This window comes from Spirosoma harenae (assembly GCF_054776975.1).
Genome location: NZ_BAAHBD010000017.1, coordinates 66,871 through 84,676 on the forward strand (window position 1 = coordinate 66,871; position 17,806 = coordinate 84,676).

15 protein-coding genes are annotated in these 17,806 nt (G+C 46.8%); 11 read left to right on the forward strand and 4 right to left on the reverse strand.

What is annotated here, in order from left to right:
• Positions 1-6: 6 nt before the first annotated feature.
• The 7 genes from ACYVE4_RS21645 to ACYVE4_RS21675 all read left to right on the forward strand — a co-directional run bounded on the left by ACYVE4_RS21645 (position 7) and on the right by ACYVE4_RS21675 (position 7,434).
• On the forward strand, positions 7-1,383 hold the full coding sequence (locus ACYVE4_RS21645; protein WP_461042328.1) for a lactate utilization protein B: 1,377 nt from the start codon (positions 7-9) through the stop codon (positions 1,381-1,383).
• Complete coding sequence (locus ACYVE4_RS21650; protein ID WP_461042330.1) at positions 1,380-1,964, forward strand: LutC/YkgG family protein; 585 nt, start codon at positions 1,380-1,382, stop codon at positions 1,962-1,964. Before ACYVE4_RS21645 ends, ACYVE4_RS21650 begins: the two co-directional genes overlap by 4 nt.
• A gap of 144 nt (positions 1,965-2,108) precedes the next feature.
• Positions 2,109-4,529 (forward strand): TonB-dependent receptor, encoded by a 2,421-nt coding sequence (locus ACYVE4_RS21655; protein ID WP_461042331.1) that lies wholly within the window; start codon positions 2,109-2,111, stop codon positions 4,527-4,529.
• 172 nt (positions 4,530-4,701) lie between these two features.
• Complete coding sequence (locus ACYVE4_RS21660) at positions 4,702-5,133, forward strand: nuclear transport factor 2 family protein (protein ID WP_461042332.1); 432 nt, start codon at positions 4,702-4,704, stop codon at positions 5,131-5,133.
• 318 nt (positions 5,134-5,451) lie between these two features.
• Positions 5,452-6,162 carry a hypothetical protein gene (locus ACYVE4_RS21665; protein WP_461042333.1) on the forward strand — a complete coding sequence of 237 codons (711 nt, stop codon included), beginning with the start codon at positions 5,452-5,454 and terminating at the stop codon, positions 6,160-6,162.
• A 16-nt stretch (positions 6,163-6,178) separates the two neighbouring features.
• Positions 6,179-6,634, forward strand: a complete 456-nt coding sequence (locus ACYVE4_RS21670) for a hypothetical protein (protein WP_461042334.1) — start codon at positions 6,179-6,181, stop codon at positions 6,632-6,634.
• Between the two features lie 35 nt (positions 6,635-6,669).
• Complete coding sequence (locus ACYVE4_RS21675) at positions 6,670-7,434, forward strand: hypothetical protein (protein WP_461042335.1); 765 nt, start codon at positions 6,670-6,672, stop codon at positions 7,432-7,434.
• A gap of 14 nt (positions 7,435-7,448) precedes the next feature.
• Here ACYVE4_RS21675 and ACYVE4_RS21680 read toward each other — a convergent pair whose 3' ends face one another.
• From ACYVE4_RS21680 to ACYVE4_RS21690, 3 genes are all read right to left on the reverse strand, one after another.
• Positions 7,449-8,831: a glycoside hydrolase family 88/105 protein gene (locus ACYVE4_RS21680; RefSeq protein WP_461042336.1), complete on the reverse strand. Its 1,383-nt coding sequence runs from the start codon at positions 8,829-8,831 to the stop codon at positions 7,449-7,451.
• A 127-nt stretch (positions 8,832-8,958) separates the two neighbouring features.
• Positions 8,959-9,117, reverse strand: a complete 159-nt coding sequence (locus ACYVE4_RS21685) for a hypothetical protein (RefSeq protein WP_461042337.1) — start codon at positions 9,115-9,117, stop codon at positions 8,959-8,961.
• Between the two features lie 75 nt (positions 9,118-9,192).
• The gene (locus tag ACYVE4_RS21690) at positions 9,193-9,678 is read right to left on the reverse strand and encodes a DinB family protein (protein WP_461042338.1); all 486 of its coding nucleotides are present in this window, start codon (positions 9,676-9,678) and stop codon (positions 9,193-9,195) included.
• 132 nt (positions 9,679-9,810) lie between these two features.
• On the opposite strand from ACYVE4_RS21690, the gene ACYVE4_RS21695 reads away from it, so the two are divergent.
• On the forward strand, positions 9,811-10,689 hold the full coding sequence (locus tag ACYVE4_RS21695; RefSeq protein WP_461042340.1) for an alpha/beta fold hydrolase: 879 nt from the start codon (positions 9,811-9,813) through the stop codon (positions 10,687-10,689).
• 89 nt (positions 10,690-10,778) lie between these two features.
• Here ACYVE4_RS21695 and ACYVE4_RS21700 read toward each other — a convergent pair whose 3' ends face one another.
• Positions 10,779-11,651: an AraC family transcriptional regulator gene (locus ACYVE4_RS21700; protein ID WP_461042341.1), complete on the reverse strand. Its 873-nt coding sequence runs from the start codon at positions 11,649-11,651 to the stop codon at positions 10,779-10,781.
• Between the two features lie 135 nt (positions 11,652-11,786).
• Here ACYVE4_RS21700 and ACYVE4_RS21705 point away from each other — a divergent pair, with 135 nt between their 5' ends.
• The 3 genes from ACYVE4_RS21705 to ACYVE4_RS21715 all read left to right on the forward strand — a co-directional run bounded on the left by ACYVE4_RS21705 (position 11,787) and on the right by ACYVE4_RS21715 (position 17,683).
• Positions 11,787-12,644, forward strand: a complete 858-nt coding sequence (locus tag ACYVE4_RS21705) for a sugar phosphate isomerase/epimerase family protein (RefSeq protein ID WP_461042343.1) — start codon at positions 11,787-11,789, stop codon at positions 12,642-12,644.
• Between the two features lie 75 nt (positions 12,645-12,719).
• On the forward strand, positions 12,720-13,832 hold the full coding sequence (locus tag ACYVE4_RS21710; protein WP_461042344.1) for a Gfo/Idh/MocA family protein: 1,113 nt from the start codon (positions 12,720-12,722) through the stop codon (positions 13,830-13,832).
• 32 nt (positions 13,833-13,864) lie between these two features.
• On the forward strand, positions 13,865-17,683 hold the full coding sequence (locus ACYVE4_RS21715; RefSeq protein WP_461042345.1) for a PVC-type heme-binding CxxCH protein: 3,819 nt from the start codon (positions 13,865-13,867) through the stop codon (positions 17,681-17,683).
• Positions 17,684-17,806 lie beyond the last annotated feature (123 nt).

The window sequence follows — 17,806 nt, forward strand, 5'->3', positions numbered from 1 at the left end:
ACAGATATGAATCAGCTCAATTTAGATCACGCGACGGCTGCGGAACAGTTCAATAAAAATGAGCCACGGGTTGACTGGCATGACGAAACGCTTTGGTTTGTTCGAACGAAGCGGGATCGAGCCACTAATCAAATCCCGGAATGGGAGCAGTTGCGTGAAGCTGCTTCGCAAATAAAAAATTATGCATTATCGAACATGCACGATTTACTGGTGCAGTTCGAAGAAAATGCCAAACGCAATGGCATTACGGTACACTGGGCTGCTGATGCCGACGAACATAACCAGATCATTCACGGAATTATCCAGAAAGCTGGGGTAACTCGGATGGTGAAATCGAAGTCGATGCTTACCGAAGAATGCCACATGAATGATTACCTGATTCGGCACGGTATTGAAGTGATTGATAGCGATTTAGGCGAACGAATTGTGCAGATGCGACAAGAGCCGCCTTCGCACATTGTTCTGCCCGCCATTCACCTCACCAAGGCCGATGTAGGGGAAACCTTCCACGAACATTTGGGTACGGAAAAAGGCGCGACGGATCCGCAATACCTGACCGAAGCCGCTCGCCAACACCTGCGCGAAACGTTTCTGACCCGCAAAGTTGCCCTGACGGGTGTCAACTTTGCGATTGCTGAAACGGGTGGTTTTGTCGTTTGCACGAATGAAGGAAACGCCGACATGGGTGCGCATCTGGCCGACGTACACATTGCCGCTATGGGTTTTGAAAAGATCGTTCCGCTGGCCGAGCATGTAGGCGTTTTCCTCCGTCTGTTGGCGCGTTCGGCAACAGGGCAACCTATTACAACCTTCTCCAGCCATTTCCATCAGCCAAGACTCGGTCAGGAAATGCATATCGTGATTGTCGATAATGGGCGTAGTCGTCAACTTGGGCGACCGGATTTTCGTAATTCGCTCAAATGTATTCGTTGCGCTGCCTGTATGAACACCTGCCCAGTCTATCGGAGATCAGGTGGACATAGCTATCATAGTGCTGTAGCCGGGCCAATCGGTTCGATTTTGGCACCGAATCTGGATATGAAACTGAATGCCGATCTGCCCTTTGCATCAACGCTTTGCGGCTCGTGTTCCAATGTGTGTCCGGTGAAAATTGATATTCACGACCAGCTCTATAAATGGCGGCAGGTGCTGATGAAAGACGGCTACGGAACCAGCGGAAAAGGCGCAGCGATGAAAGCCATGGCTACCGTACTGGAATCGCCCCGATTGTTTCGGATCGCAGGAAAAGTAGGTCGCGGAGTATTGCGGTTTACACCTGCGGTTGCTGAAAATCGATTTAATCCTTGGTACAACCAACGCGAAATGCCCGAACCACCCGCCGAAAGCTTCCGCGATTGGTATATCAACAATAAGAAGTCATGACCTCCCGCGAAAAAATTCTGGCAAATATTAAGGCCAACCAACCAGAGCTACGACCACAACCAACTCAGTTTACGTTTACCTCTACGTTTCCCGATCTGACGCAGCAGTTTATTGATATTCTGACGTTTGTGGGCGGAAAGGCGGTCATCGTTCCAGATTACGAAGCGATTAAAGCCGACCTAGCAAAACACTATCCCGGCATGACGAGCGTAGCGACTACCATTCCCGAACTATCGGAACTAGCTGATCGAACGCTAGATGTTGTCGATCCACACGAATTGGCTGATTTGAATCTGGCGATTATTGAAGGAGCCTTGCCCGTTGCTGAGAATGGAGCGATTTGGGTCGATGAACATCAATTGCCGCAACGGGTCGCTCCAATGATTACGCAGTATCTGGTGATGGTGATCCGGCAATCGACGATGGTGGCGAATATGCATGATGCATACAAATTATTGAAAGTCGATACAACGGGCTTTGGCACCTTTATCTGTGGGCCTTCTAAGACGGCTGATATTGAACAAAGTCTGGTTATCGGAGCGCACGGTGCCCGTTCGCTGATCGTCTATATCCTTCCGTAAGTAAACTGGAAAAATCCTATTTGCGACTGGTAGATAACCGGAAGATATTCCTTTGTGTAGTACCTACAATTTCAATCGTCAATTTCTTGTCTGATTTCTATACTCAAGTTTTCCTGAGGAAAGCCTGAGCACGACTGCTTAACTATGCCTTCAACTTTTCTTCGATTCTGCATTTTTCTTGTCCTATTTCCTTCGCTGGTTTTTGCGCAAACTTCTAAAACGGAACATCAACACCGGATTCGGGGGACATTTGTGGATGATGAGAATAAACCTGTTCCTTTTGTTACAGTGGCATTGTTTCAGGCTTCCGGGAAAACACCTGTATCGGGTGTTGTATCTGATGAAGCGGGTAAATTTGAAATAGCCGTTAAACCGGGTAGTTACTATCTGAAAATCAGTGCTGTATCTTACCAGGAGAAGACTATTCCTGATATACACGTCGTTGATCAGGATTTGCAACTTGGGCCATCGACGCTGAAAACTACCACAAAAAGATTGGATGAAGTAGTAGTTGTTGGCGAGAAAAGCCAAATGGAAGTATCACTGGATAAGCGCATTTTCAATGTCGGAAAAGACCTTGCCAATGCGGGTGGAACAGCATCGGATATCTTGAAAAACATTCCATCCGTAGCCGTCGATGGTGATGGAAATGTTAGTTTGCGAGGTAGTAACAGCGTTCGCATTCTAATTGACGGAAAACCTTCTGGCCTGGTTAGTATTAAAGGTGGGGCTGGTTTACAGCAATTACAGGGCAGCATGATCGAGCGGGTTGAGGTGATAACCAATCCATCGGCTCGTTACGAAGCTGAGGGCATGGGCGGTATCATTAATATCGTGTTGAAGAAGGAACGCAAAGAAGGATTCAATGGATCGTTCGATGTCATTACGGGGTATCCGGCCAATTTTGGGGCTGCTGCCAATGTCAATTATCGGCGAAAAAACCTGAATTTCTTTGTGAATTACACGGCTTCTTACCGGAATACGCCCGGACGAAATTCTATTTATCAGGAAGTTTACCGCAACGATTCAACCTTTATTTCGCAACAAAATTCAACTAGCCAATTGAAGGGAGAAAACAATAATGCCCGCGCCGGTATCGATTATTTTTTCAGCCCCAAAAGTATCCTGACGGCTTCCTACACCTGGCGAATCAGCAAAGGAAAACGCTTTTCGGATATTCATTATCTGGACTATCTAAAAAATCTCTCCAACCCGACCGGCCGGACGAACCGAACACAGGATGAAACGGAAACCGAACCCAATTCGGAATATGTGTTAAGTTATAAAAAGACATTTGCGCGCGAAGGACACGAACTGACAGCGGATATACGGTATCTGGACAACTGGGAAAAATCGGATCAGTATTTTACGCAGCAAACGTTTTTAGCCAATGGCGCTCCATCGGGTATTCCGAACCAGCTGCAACGCGCCGTTAACGACGAAACGGAAAAACAATTGCTGGTACAAATCGATTATGTGCGGCCCTTTCGCAAAGACGGAAAGCTGGAAGCAGGGTTACGGAGCAGTACCCGTGATATGACAAACGATTACACGGTTACGCAGCAGAATTCGGATGGAAGCTGGTTTCAATTGCCTAATCTGACCAATGATTTTCTGTATCAGGAAAAGATCAATGCGCTGTACGGAATTGTAGGAAACAAGATTCGCAAGTTCTCCTATCAAATGGGGTTGCGTGCAGAATGGACTGACGTAACTACGACCCTCAAACAGACGAACGATGTAAATCCGCGAAGCTATGCCAATCTGTTCCCAAGCGTGCATGCAACTTATGATCTACCGCACCAACATGCATTGCAGATTAGCTATAGCCGTCGGGTTCGACGTCCGCAATACAATGACCTGAGTCCATTCATGACGTTTAGCGACAGTCGGAATTTTTTCAGTGGTAATCCCGATCTGAATCCTGAATTCACCGATGCGTTTGAGCTGGGGCATGTAAAGTACGTTGAGAAAGGCTCGCTCAGCTCGTCGATTTATTATCGCTATACTACAGGTAAAATCATCCGGATCCGACGTGTGAACGATCAAGGATATTCAACTACGCGACCCGAAAATTTAGCCACGGAGGATTCGTACGGTGCTGAATTTGCCGGTTCGTATGCACTCTATAAATGGTGGAAACTCGATGGGAGTATTAACTTTTTTCGAGCCATTACGAATGGAGGTAATCTGGATGCCAGCTACCAGAGCGATACCTACAGCTGGTTTACTCGCATGTCGTCACGGTTTACATTCTGGAAAAATACGGAGGCTCAGTTAAGAGGCAACTATGAAGCTCCTCAGAAGACCCCGCAAGGCACTCGCCAGGCAATTGCGACACTTGATATTTCGTTCAGCAGGGATATTTTGAAAAATAATGCGACCATCGTATTTAATGTAATCGATGTGTTTAATTCCCGTCGATACCGCTCTATTACTCAGGGAGCTAACTTTTACACCGAAAGCAATTCGCAAGGGCGACTTCGACAATTCAATTTGACGTTTAATTACCGACTGCGTCAGGCTAAAAAGAAAATGAAAGAGCCGGGCGAAGGAGAATTTTAATTAATTTTGCCCCCCAAAACAATCCCGGCAACCGGCGATTGACTCAGCGAATCCCTCCATAAGCTTCCATACCTACTTAAAGTAAATGTTCTCACAGTACCATTTTGATTGTATCTGCCCATAATCCTCTTAACCGTTTTACCAATGTGATTAATCAAAATCCCCAATGCTTATGAAGTTTATTGCGCTTGCTATTATTACATTTTGCGGTACGTTCTCATTAACTAGTTTAACACAACCCAAAGATCAGGATGCTGTCGTTCAGGCAGTTGAACAGTTAAGACAGCTTATGATTTCGCCTGATAAGGAGAAACTGGAAGCGCTGGCTGCGGATCAGTTAAGTTATGGTCATTCGGCTGGAAAAATCGAAGACAAAAATGCGTTTGTTGATGCTCTTGTAAGTGGCGCGTCTGATTTTGTTAGTATTGAATTATCCGATCAGACGATTTCAGTAACGGATAATACAGCGCTGGTGCGCCATAAACTAGTGGGCGAAACACTAGATAAAGGAAAACCTGGTCAGGTAAAATTATCGGTATTGCTAGTCTGGATTAAGCAGAAAGGCAGCTGGAAATTACTGGCCCGGCAAGCGGTAAAAATCTAGAGTATGGGCAAAAAATAAGCCCATCAGAAGTCTGGTGGGCTTATCCTGCAAAACCTATGATAAAACGTATTATACAAAATAAGTACGTATTTTTTAGTTAACTCTCCTGAACTCACCTGCCTGATTGTCAAATAAGTAAGGTTACCTCTTTTCCTACAGCTCCGGTCTCGGAATTTTCCCTGAGTAATCTACATTCGCCAATTATAAATCCAAACCCGCCCGACGTAAAGAAGCCCTGTGCTGACGTTAGGAAAGTTATAGGTTTACGTTCTGATGCCAGTTGCTTAAAGCCAATGGCTCTGAAATCGCTGTAAACCAATGGATGAAAGTACTTTAAAGACAACCTGGATAATCTTGGCGGCCGTCGCCCTTATATGCGTTTTCGTGTATACCAGTTGGCGAAGTCGCTCTAAACTGCAGCAGATAAAGACGTTTCCATCAGTGCTGCAAGCGGCAGGGCTACGCATCTTTACCAACCCAACTCTCCACGAATCGTATCGGTTTTTGCCAGAATTTTGCCAGAACACTGGCATTGAAAAGACTGTTTATGCCGCTTCAAAAAAAGAAGCGCATACGACGGTGTCAGCCCTTGTTTATAGCGAACGAAGAGGGAGAGCCACGCATCCTGTTTTGGTATTGATGGCCACACTTTCCAGTTCTCATCCTACAACTTGTATCTATACCCGGCAGATCCTGTTTGGCCCGATCACACCGACTAACCAACACGTATTTAAAACGAACCAGATCGAACTGGATCAGGCATTTCGAATAACGGCGCATTCTGAAGTTGATTTTCGAACATTGCTGACGCCCTCCCTTCAGCAGTTTCTTCTTGACAATAAGGATATTACACACATCGAAATAGCCCAGCGGACGGTTGCCTTGTTTACGGCAGATAATCATTTTTTTCAATTAACAACGGTAAACGGAATCCCTTCGTCAGAAGTATTGTCCCGGCGACTGAGCCAGCTTCGCCAACTTCAGTCAATCCTCGAGCTTCAATTTCGTCAACAGCCAGTACACGGATAATGTGATCAGAAAACCAATGAAAACTACCTTTTGCGTTTGTACAATAAGCTTATTTCTCGCATTAATTCTCGGTTTTCGCACAACAGGGCAGGGGCAGACACCCAACGAATCGTTGTTGATTACTCATCTTGTCAAAGAAGCAAGTCAGCCCGGTGCGCATACAGATGATGACGTTTACCTATTGGTCAAAATTGGGAAAGTCGAATACATGGCCGAACTCAAAACGACTAAGGTTGTCAGCCAACGGAAGGCGGAGGTGACTGGCGGTGGAATTTGTGGCAATTATGCCGAAGTAAGTCTTAATCTGTTGAACGGAGATAAACAGGAAACGGCACAAGGGGCTGGGCAGATACTGAAATTAGGCAAGGGCAAATGGAAAATGATTGCGCTGTCGGAAGGCGACTACGCCTGCAAAAAATTGAAAGGGATTCCGCAGGCAGTCATAGCCTGTTTAAAAGTCGAGTGCAATTGAGTTTCGTCATTCACAGTTGACTGTTCTGTTTCATCATGAAAATTTTTGCAATCGCATTCCTGGTGATCCTCGTTTTTGGCTATTTGTTTGTCCAATGGGCGAACAAGCCAGAGAATGTGGAAGCATTAAAGAGGAAACGCGCTATGGATGCTGCCCGAAAAGTTGAGGATAAGGAAACGCAAGCCGCACTTGTTAGAGAACAAGCCATACTCCATGACGAAATCGAGCATGAAAAATCAGGTATGAAACTCGTTATTGATGAGGACTTTGCCCGCAAAGGTTTTGAAAAACTTGATTTTAATTACCCGACTGTCAGGTACTTCAACTTTGAAACGAACAAACTTGATTTCTCCGGAACAGTATATAGAAGCCAGAATCCACAGGAGTACTTTATCACATCTACTGAAGATTTTAATGATTTCATAGCGGAAATCCAGATTGGAATTTGGGGGGATATTGCCTACGCTGGGATTTGTTGGGACGTCAAACCAGCCGGTAATCTGAATCCTGCATACTATCAAGCAGCTTATTCGTCGCCCAATCATTTGTATGTAAAAGCGTATGATAAAGAGCGATTCGGTCTGGGCGGATTCATTTCTAGCGAAAATAATCAGCTACTGCGCGTTGAACGATTTGGTAAGCGCTTAAAAGTCTGCGTGAATGGCCGGATTCTTTTTGATAAATCCGTTGAATCAGGTAGGAAAGGTAAAATTGGTATTATTGTAGGCCATCGGGGCGGAATTCACCCCGATGGCCAGTCGATCAGTGTTGGAATCAACCATTTTAAAGTTTGGCAATGATTCCTACGATTCCCTTATTTCTTCTGAAGCAATTGCAGCGAACTATCGTTGATTTCGAACGTATGTTTTTTCAGCATATTGATTACTTCTGCGCCCGCCAGTAAAGCAGGACCATAGCCATGTGCTGCATACGGATTAATAGGTCGGTGGTAATAAAAAGCCGGATCGAAACCCATCCCCGTACCGACACAAACCCCTTCTACCTGACCAGTAGTATTCACTTTCGTGGCTACGGCGTTCCAGCCCAGCAACGTAGCCGCTGAATAAGCCAGCGGATCGAGCCAACCCTTGTTGATTGCTCGTGCAAAACAGTACGTATAAATCGCTGTTGCTGAGGTTTCCAGATACGAATCATGCCGGTCGAGCAACTGGTGCCAGAAACCCGAACCCGACTGCTGCGCGGCTAATCCTTTTGCGTGTGCTCTTAGTAACTCCAGAATGGCCGGACGACCTGGATGGTCTTCTGGCAACACATCCAATAATTCAACAGCCGTCAGAATTCCCCAGCCATTGGCGCGGCCCCAGTGAAATTCGGGGTGAACCGTCATGCCTTCGACCCACCCGTGCATGTAAAGCCCTTTCTGCTGATTGAACATTCGTTTAGCAAACTGGGTGACCTGTTTTACGGCTTCGTCGTAGTACTTTCGTTCGCCGGTAAGTTTACCCATCTGCGCCAGCGCCGGAACGCTCATAAATAAATCATCGAGCCAAAGTGTATTGGGCTGAGGGCGATTACGGGCTAGTGTACCATCGGTCAGCCGAAATTCTTTCGTCTGAATGTAATTGATGTAATTGTCGATCATTGGGCGCAGGTCGGCTTTCACACCGCCTGCCCGACTTGCTTTAATCATGGCGGCACACATGGCTCCGGCATCGTCGAGGGCATGGGGAGCCAGCACCGAACGCATAGGCGTATTCGCCTGTGGATCAGCCATTACCTGCGCCCGAAAATAAGGCAACTGGTCGGCAATAAACTGAATCCGTTTGGTCGTATAATCCGCATAGCGCCCGTCGCCCGTTGCCTGGCTGGCCAACAGCATACCCATGTATGTAACCCCCCACTCGTAGCTAATCAGCCGAAAATCACCCGGTTTGAAAATGGCGTTTGGATTAAATGTGCCTCCCGATGGAATGTCTTTCTTCGTCTCTTTATCAATGAGTTGGGTAGGCGTATTCGCATCCAGATAATTATGGATTCGGCGCAATACAGTCGTTACCTCTTCGATTTTGGGTTGACCGTATGGTGTTGGATAATCCGGCTTCAGTAGATGCAGTGGAGTGGTCGAATCATTTGCTTTGGGCTGCTGGGCAAACAGAGTAGACCCAGCGATCAATCCAATCAACAGCAATCCAGACGAACGAGCCGCTGATTGGCAGATTTTCGGGAAAAGAAACATACAGAGAGTTCGAGATTAGGTTTTCGACAAAGATTACCTAATTAAATAGGAAGGTTGCCTTATCTAATACTCTACGTAAGTACAAACACTTGTTTGTCATACGTCCTCTAACCGATTATGAAAAAAGTTAATCGACGAATAAGAGTAAAAAATGGTGTGAATAGAAGTGTTCATCGGGTATTGTGCCGATAATTTCCATTTGTGGATTAGAACCAGAAACGAAGCAAAGTTGGTCGTTGAACGAGAGTGGCACAATACCCCGAAATAGGTATTTTCGGAGTGACATCGAACGGTAGATGGTGAATAAGTAGCAGAAGAACACCCTCCTCCCGCTGTAAGAAAGGGGCAGGGGTAAGGAGAATTACAACCCCATCGGCAATTGCTTCGGCCGTAAGGGACCTCCCAATTTCAGAATCGTAAAAAAATGATGGGCTTCGTGGAGCAGGAAAAATTCGGTCCAGCCTTCTACAGTCATTGGACCAAAAGCCGGATGCAATCCAATACGATTCAGCTCTTCTGCTGGTAACTCACCTAGAAATTTGTTAAGTGTTGTTCGCGTCTTGTGAAATTGATCTACTACGACGGAAAAAGGGAGTTGCGTCCAACTGGGGAAATCCGGATCATTATCAGCAATGTAGCGATCGAAGAAAGGCGTATCTTCTGTACGGATACGTTGCTGTCGTTCCATAAAAACCTCCTGATACCGGCCAAGATGGGCTAAATTCTCGAAAATCGACCATTTATCTGATTGAGGACGTTGGCGAATTTGCGCTTCCGTCAAGTTGGCTAGCAGATGTGGTAAAGCCCCCGGCTGATTGGTTAACCGATTGACTAAGGACTGCTTCATTCCCAAGTGATAATTTTATGTTAAAAATGGGTAATTCAAAAATCCTTTACAAACTATTCTCCGTACCTAAAGTTCTCTACTAAATAAGTCGAATAAACAGACAAAGTTTAACTCAACAAATTTGATCACGTTATGAGCTACATCAAAGCGGGCACGGATGCGTCAGGTAATGACGTAAAACTTTTTTATCAGGATCTGGGCAGAGGAACACCTGTTGTATTAATTCATGGCTGGCCCTTGGCTCATGAAATGTGGGATTATCAATTAGCCGAATTACCTGCTCATGGTATTCGCGTGGTGGCTTACGACCGTCGTGGATTTGGCAAGTCGTCTCAGCCCTGGGATGGGTATGATTATGATACGCTTGCCGATGATCTGAAAGCTGTCCTCGACGAATTAGACCTGCAAAATGTAACTCTGGTAGGTTTCTCGATGGGTGGGGGTGAAGTGGCTCGATATATGAGTCGACACGGAGGGGCTCGGGTGGCAAAAGTTGCCTTTGTCAGTGCCGTGACTCCTTATCTGTTGAAAACGGACGATAATCCAGATGGCGTAGATCAGGAAGTTTTTGACGAAATTGAAACCAACCTACGGAAAGATCGGGCTGATTTTCTAAAAACGTTTGGCAAACAGTTTTATGGCGTTAATCTGGTTAGCCAGCCAGTTAGCCAGGCCCACCTTGACGGCGATTTTGCCCGAGCCTATGTAGCCTCGCACAAAGCCACACTGGACTGTGCTAGCTCATTTTCCACAACCGATTTCCGAGATGATCTGGCTCAGATTCAGGTGCCAGCTCTAATTATTCACGGTGATTCCGATAAAACGGTGCCCATTGAAGCATCGGGCGAACGGACAGCCAACGCCTTGCCAACAGCGCAATATATTGTCTACGAAGGAGAGCCACATGGATTATTTGTAACGTCAAAAGATCGCCTGAATGAAGACTTAATTTCGTTCGTTCAGGAGGGTGTATCCGTAGGCCAAACAGAAAGCACGAGAGTTGCTTATTAACTAATTGAATTAAATAACAACGACCCACTTTCAGGTGAAAGTGGGTCGTTGTTATTTAATGGAATGCCTGAAACAGCTAACAGGTGTTACTAAAATTGGCGATACGTTTTTACATAATTGGAAGGGGTTTGACCAGTTATGTCCTTGAATTGCCGGTTAAAATTCGATAGCGTACGGAAACCACTATCAAAACTAATCTGCGTGATTGAGAGCTTGCCGCTCATGAGTAGTTTGCAGGCATGGCCAATGCGTACTTCTGAGACAAATTCGGAGAACGTCTTATTCGCCCGCGCTTTGAAATATCGACAGAAAGCGGGTGAGGTCATCCCGGCCAGATCCGCCACACGATCCAGACTGATTTCGTCAGCAAAATGGCTAAGGACATAGTCATGAACCAGTTGCATACGGTCGGTTTCCGTTGGTTTGACCGTATTCGTATATCCCGAGCTAGTCAGATACTGGTAATCAGTCGCATTTGACAGATCATTGAGCAACGTCAATAGGCTAAGTACACGGTCGAACGTAACGGGTTGTATAGCCAGATTTTTCAGAGCTTGCTGAGCCCGACTACGAATCGGATCTGTCCATTCCAGCCCTTGCCGGGCACGATCCAGCAATTGCCGCAAGGGAAGCATTTCCTGCTTTTGGAAAAAACTCTCGCCCAGAAAATCATCCGTAAAGTATACGACAATCCCTTTTGTGGTAAGCCCCGACTGCTTGTCGAAATAAACCTGATCGCTGCGCCAGAGATGCGGGAGATTAGGACCCAGAAAAACCAGATCACCAGGACCAAACGGTTTAATCGAATCGCCAATAAAGCGCGTCCCGCGTCCTTCTTCAACCAAAAATAACTGGTAATGCGGATGGAAATGCCAGTTCGGGTCGAAGTGAGGAGCGACCAGTTCTTTTACGGTAAAGGAAGCCGCAACGGGTTCGATATCTTTTCGGAGGGGCTGTTTCATTCAACTACTACTTTTTAACACAAAAAACGATTATGCTATCCAGTTTATGTGAAAATAGAGTTAGTATTAGCCAATAAAAGCTAGACTCGTAACGGTACTACTGTTTAAATTTGTTTGATTTTTTAGAGACATAATATGAATAAGATAGGAATGAACATGTTCGTCTGGACGGCGACGATGGACGAAGATTTAGCTGATACATTATCGTTCCTAAAAAAAAGTGGGTTTGATTTTGTTGAAGTACCCATCAGTGGAGGCAATCTGGAAAAGTGGCAGCAGTTGGGCAAACAACTAGCCGAACTGGAGTTAGGCGTTCAGGCCTGTACCATTTGCGCACCCGAAGTTAGCCTGATTAGTCCTGATGAAGAAGTAAGGAAGGCAGGTATTGTGTACCTTAAACAGATTATTGATTCAGCGGCCGCCGTTGGTGCGCGCATTCTGATGGGACCTATGTACGCTGGTTTTAAAACGTTTACGGGTAAGCCGGCGACGACTGAAGAATGGAACTGGTCGGTCACCGCCATGCGTGAAATCGCCGAATATGCTCAGACAAAAGACGTTACGTTAGCCGTTGAGTATCTGAATCGGTTCGAAATTTACCTGCTCACCTGCACCGACGATCTGGTTCGTTATGTACAGGCGGTCAATCACCCAAATTGTCGGGCAGCTTTCGATACCTTTCATGCGAACATGGAAGAGAAAAATATAGCCGATGCAATCCGACTGTGCGCCCCCTATCTGGTTCACGTTCAGATTTCAGAAAATGACCGTTCTACACCGGGTCAAGGCCATATCAATTTTGATGAAGTATTCAGCGTATTAGAGGAAGTGGGATATGAAGGGCCAATCGCCATTGAAGCCTTCGGACCCAATCCGCCGTCACTAGCCGCTGCCACCCATATTTTCCGGCCTATGTTCCAATCGCCCGAACAGCTGGCGGTGGATGGGCTGGCCTTTATAAATAGCCGAATGATTGAATTGTTGAATGATTGAATTCGTAATCGTTCAGCCTCAGTCATTTACCGCTACGGCGGATCGTAATTCAATCATTCAACAATTCAATCATTTATGATTAACATTGCCATCGTGGGTCTCGGGTTTGGGGCCGAATTTATTCCCATCTATCAGCGTCACCCAGACGCAAACATGTATGCTATTTGCCAGCGCAACGTCGAGAACCTGAATAAGATTGGCGATGCGTATGGAATTGAAAAACGCTACAGCAATTACGACGAGCTATTAGCTGATCCAGAAGTCGATGCGGTACACATCAATTCGCCTATCCCTAATCATGCCGAACAGAGCCTGAAAGCGTTGCGGGCCGGGAAACATGTTGCCTGCACGGTGCCGATGGCTACGAGTGTGGAAGATTGCCTGGAAATTGTGAAAGCAACAAAGGAGTCGGGAAAAAAATACATGATGATGGAAACGGTGGTGTATAGCCGCGAGTTTCTGTTTGTCAAGGAGTTGTATGAGAAGGGAGAACTGGGTAAAGTACAGTTCCTGAAAGCGAGCCACCAGCAGGACATGGACGGCTGGCCTGATTATTGGCCCGGTCTGCCACCGATGCACTACGCCACGCACTGTGTCGGCCCCGTTGCTGGATTGCTGAAACTTCAGGCTGATTATGTATCGTGTTTTGGATCGGGAACTATTCGGGAAGAACTGGCGAAGATTCACAACTCACCGTTTGCCGTTGAATCAGCGCATATTAAATTTAAAGACAGCGATTTATCGGCCTATGTGTATCGGTCGTTATTTGATGTAGCGCGGCAATACCGCGAAAGTTTTGAAGTGTACGGCGATAAAAAATCGTTTGAGTGGCAACTGATTGAAGATGAGCAACCGGTAATTCATACGGCTAAAAAACCAGAGCCAGAAATTCCCGAAAAAGTAACGGTTCCGGATTACGCTCATCTATTGCCCGAACCCATTCAGCGATTTACAACCAAAGGCGTGTACGATGCTGATGAGACACAGCACCTGTCTTTCACGCAGGGCGGAGGTCATGGAGGCTCACACCCGCACATGGTCAATGAATTCATATCGGCAATTGTAGAAGACCGTGATCCGTTCCCTAATGCGGCTCAATCGGCCAACTGGACAAGCGTGGGTATTCTGGCGCATGAATCGGCGCTTCAGGGGGGGAAATTGATACAATTGCCAGATTTTAACCTGTAGGAATAACCGGCCTTGCTGGCCGGAATAAGGCTATGAAAAAACTACTCATACTCATTGGGCTAACGATCCTTTACGCCCAATGTGCCCGTCAATCAGGCTCACAAACATCAGTTAGTCAGACCAGCGGAAAAGCTAGCAAGGTAAGTACCGGCAGGGCTAATCCACGCCGGATCGAAATCCTGTTTTTGGGCGATAATGGCCACCATCGACCCATCGAGCGTGTGCCGCAAATTATGGCAGCTTTAGGCAATAAAGGAATCAACTTTACCTATACGGATAAGCTGGAAGACCTGAATGCTGACAATCTCAATAAGTACGATGGATTGTTGATTTTTGCCAACTGGGATAGTATTCCCAAGCCGCAGGAGAAAGCGTTGCTGGATTATGTTGCATCGGGTAAAGGCCTGATTCCTGTCCATTGCGCATCGTACTGTTTCCGCAACTCGGCTGAATACGTTGATAAAGTAGTAGGCGGTCAGTTCTGGCGGCACCGCATGGATACGATTCAAACCCGGACTACGCAGCCTAACCATCCGATTATGATGGGTTTGCAGTCGTTTAAAGCCTTCGACGAAACCTATTTGCATAGTCATCTTCAGGCAGATAACAATGTGCTGGCTGTTCGCGAAATCAAAGCGGATCAGGCAAAAGATAAACCCGACCAGAAAGAAGAACCCTACACCTGGACGCGTCAATACGGAAAAGGGCGGGTTTTTTATACAGCGTATGGACACGATGAACGGACCTGGAGCCAGCCCGGTTTTCAGCAACTATTGGAACGGGGTATTTTATGGGCCGTTGGTGACGAGGTTAAAAAACTCCATGACGACCTGAAACCGCAAGCTTTTGCCTATCAGGAAGCAGTACTTCCGAACTATGAAAAACGCCCTGGCGCCCAATTGCAGCAGAAGCCCCTTTCTCCGGAGGAATCGATGAAGCACATTCAGGTTCCAGTCGATTTTACGCTGGACTTGTTTGCGCACGAACCCAATGTCATGCACCCGATTGCTATGTCGTGGGATGAGCGTGGTCGACTGTTTGTGCTGATTACCAAGGACTATCCTAACGAGCGTAAACCGGAAGGCGGTTCGGATTATATCGTCATTTGCGAAGACACAAACAAAGATGGCAAGGCGGATAAGTTCACCAATTTTGCCGAAGGCTTGAGCATTCCTACGGGCATGGCCTTTGCCAACGGCGGTTTATACGTATCGCAGGCCCCCCACATGCTGTTTTTACAGGATACAAACGGCGACGACAAAGCAGATGTGAAGAAAATTGTTTTTACAGGTTTCGGCACGTTCGATACCCACGCTGGGCCAAGCAACCTGCATTACGGATTTGATAACTGGATTTGGGGGAGCGTTGGGTATTCGGGTTTCAAAGGAAAAGTTGGGGCCGATAGCGTTAAATTTGGCCAGGGCTTTTTCCGATTCAAGCCCGACGGATCGAAACTGGAATACGTAACGGCTACATCGAACAATACCTGGGGATTGGGTTTCACCGAAACCGGCGACATCTTCGGTTCTACTGCGAATAACTCGCATGGTTGGTACATGGCCATTCCGAACCAGTATTTTCATGGCGCTCCTCATTTGCGCGAAAACGGAAGCCGAAGTACTGATACGCACAAAGACATGAAGCCAATTACGGAAAAAGTGCGTCAGGTGGATGTATTCGGTGGATTTACGGCCGCAGCGGGGCATAATTTTTATACCGCCCGTGCTTTCCCGAAAAAGTATTGGAACAACATTGCGTTTGTTTCGGAACCAACAGGTCATATTCTGCACCAAAATGTGATGAAGAAAACCGGTACCGACTTTGAAGATACCGAGGGCTTTAACCTGATGGCAGGTGCCGATGAGTGGTTTGCTCCTGTATTTGCCGAAGTGGGGCCAGACGGAGCCGTTTGGGTTGTCGATTGGTACAGTTATATCATTCAGCACAATCCTACGCCGAAGGGAGCTACCAATGGCTCAGGAAATGCTTACGAAACGCCCCTGCGCGATTTTACCCACGGTCGGATTTACCGAGTTGGCTACAAGAACGCGCCAGCTTATACGCCCATGACCCTGAGCAAAGATCGCCCACAAGAACTGGTGGCTGCGCTGAAAAACAATAATATGTTCTGGCGTACGACCGCTCAGCGACTGCTCATCGAACGGAATAATAAAGACGTAGTTCCGCAACTGGTGGCTTTAGTTAAGGATCAATCGCTTGATGAAATTGGCAATAATCCAGCTGCGATTCATGCGTTGTGGACCCTGAAAGGACTAGTGTTTACTAATCTGGGAACATCGCTAACTCCAGAGCAGATTACTGTATTTGATGGTATTAAAACAGCTTTGCAGCATCCCTGCGCGAGTGTCCGTAAAACAGCCATACAGGTTTTGCCAATGGTCCCCAATACCGTTCATACGATCAAACAGTATGATCTGCTAAATGATAAAGAACCTTTAGTTGTATTAAATACATTGCTGGCTCTATCAGAGAAGGATTGGGTAAAATTGCCAGAAGTACAGGAAATGGTTCTCGCCAGACTAAACAAAGCGACCGAGGTGAACGACCGTTGGCTGCCTGAAGCGTTTGCCAGCACGCTGACCGCTCAGAACGGACATTTGCTGAAGCAATATATGAAACAGGTAGCATCGGCAGCGCCAGCGCAAAATACGCACAACCATGATATGAGTGCCCATGCGCACAACGATGCCACAGCGTCAACCAAATCAACGGCTTCGACTACCCCGTCTGGCGATAAACCTGATCTCGTTATTAAAGCCATTCGGACAACACCCGAATCGCCATCGGTACGCGAACGAGCGCAATTATTTGTTGATGTGACGAATGCAGGCGGAGTAGCGATTCCAGCAGGAACGCCGATTCCGTTGTCGATTCGGGTAGAAGGACCGAAAGGAAGTGCTGACGGAGCGAAAATTGATTTTGTGAGTGTGACGCACGATACAGGCATTAAACCAGGTGAAACCGTCACGATCAGCAAGGCAAACAACGGGCCGTGGGTTGGCGATATGGGGGTGATGTTTGAGCGGGCAGGGCAATATACAGTCACTGCTATGCTCGATCGGGAGAATAAAATTGCGGAAGGAAACGAGCAGAACAACAACGCTACGCATACCTTGACCTATCGGGCACCGCAAAGCATAGGTGCGTACGTACTGGAGCGTGCTACTCGCAGTTATGTATCCGTAGCCCCAATCGATTCGGTTATTGCACTCCTCCGTCAAACACAGAAATTGGCCTCAGCCGAAAGCGAAGCGATAGTTAAAGGCGTATCGGAAGGCTGGAACCCCAAACAGAAAGCCGATGTTCGGGATGCTGACAAATCATTCCTGGCCAGCCTGAGTAGTTCTGTATCAGGTGATAACAGCAATCGTCTCAACCGTTTGTATGAAGTATGGGGTATTACCAAAGAAGCGCCTGTTGATCCAAACGTTGAAGTGGTGCGGATCAAAACGGTTCGGGAAGAAATGCGCTACGATAAGAAGGAGTTTACAGTGACAGCCGGTAAGCAAGTCGAAATTGTGCTCGAAAACCCCGACGCGATGCAGCACAATCTGGTAATCGGTAAACCCAAAAGTATGGAGATCATTGGGGCCGCTGCCGATAAAATGATTACGGCAAAAGACGGTGCTGAGAAAAACTATGTACCTTCTATTGCTCAGGTACTTGTCGCTACGCCTTTAGTGAATCCTGATCAAACGTATCGGCTCAAATTCACGGCTCCGGAAACTCCCGGCGATTATCCATTCGTTTGCACATTTCCAGGTCACTGGCGCATCATGAATGGCGTTATGAAAGTGACGAAAACAGGAGCGGGAATTAGCGCGAAATAGGCGGTTCTGAGTTAGAATTAATTTCAGCCGGGCTTTCGGAGTCGTTTAAGTTTTACGTTTTACGGGTTAGGTAGTTGCCTTGACAAGAAACGTGGACCTTAAACGACTCCGAAGGTCCGGCTG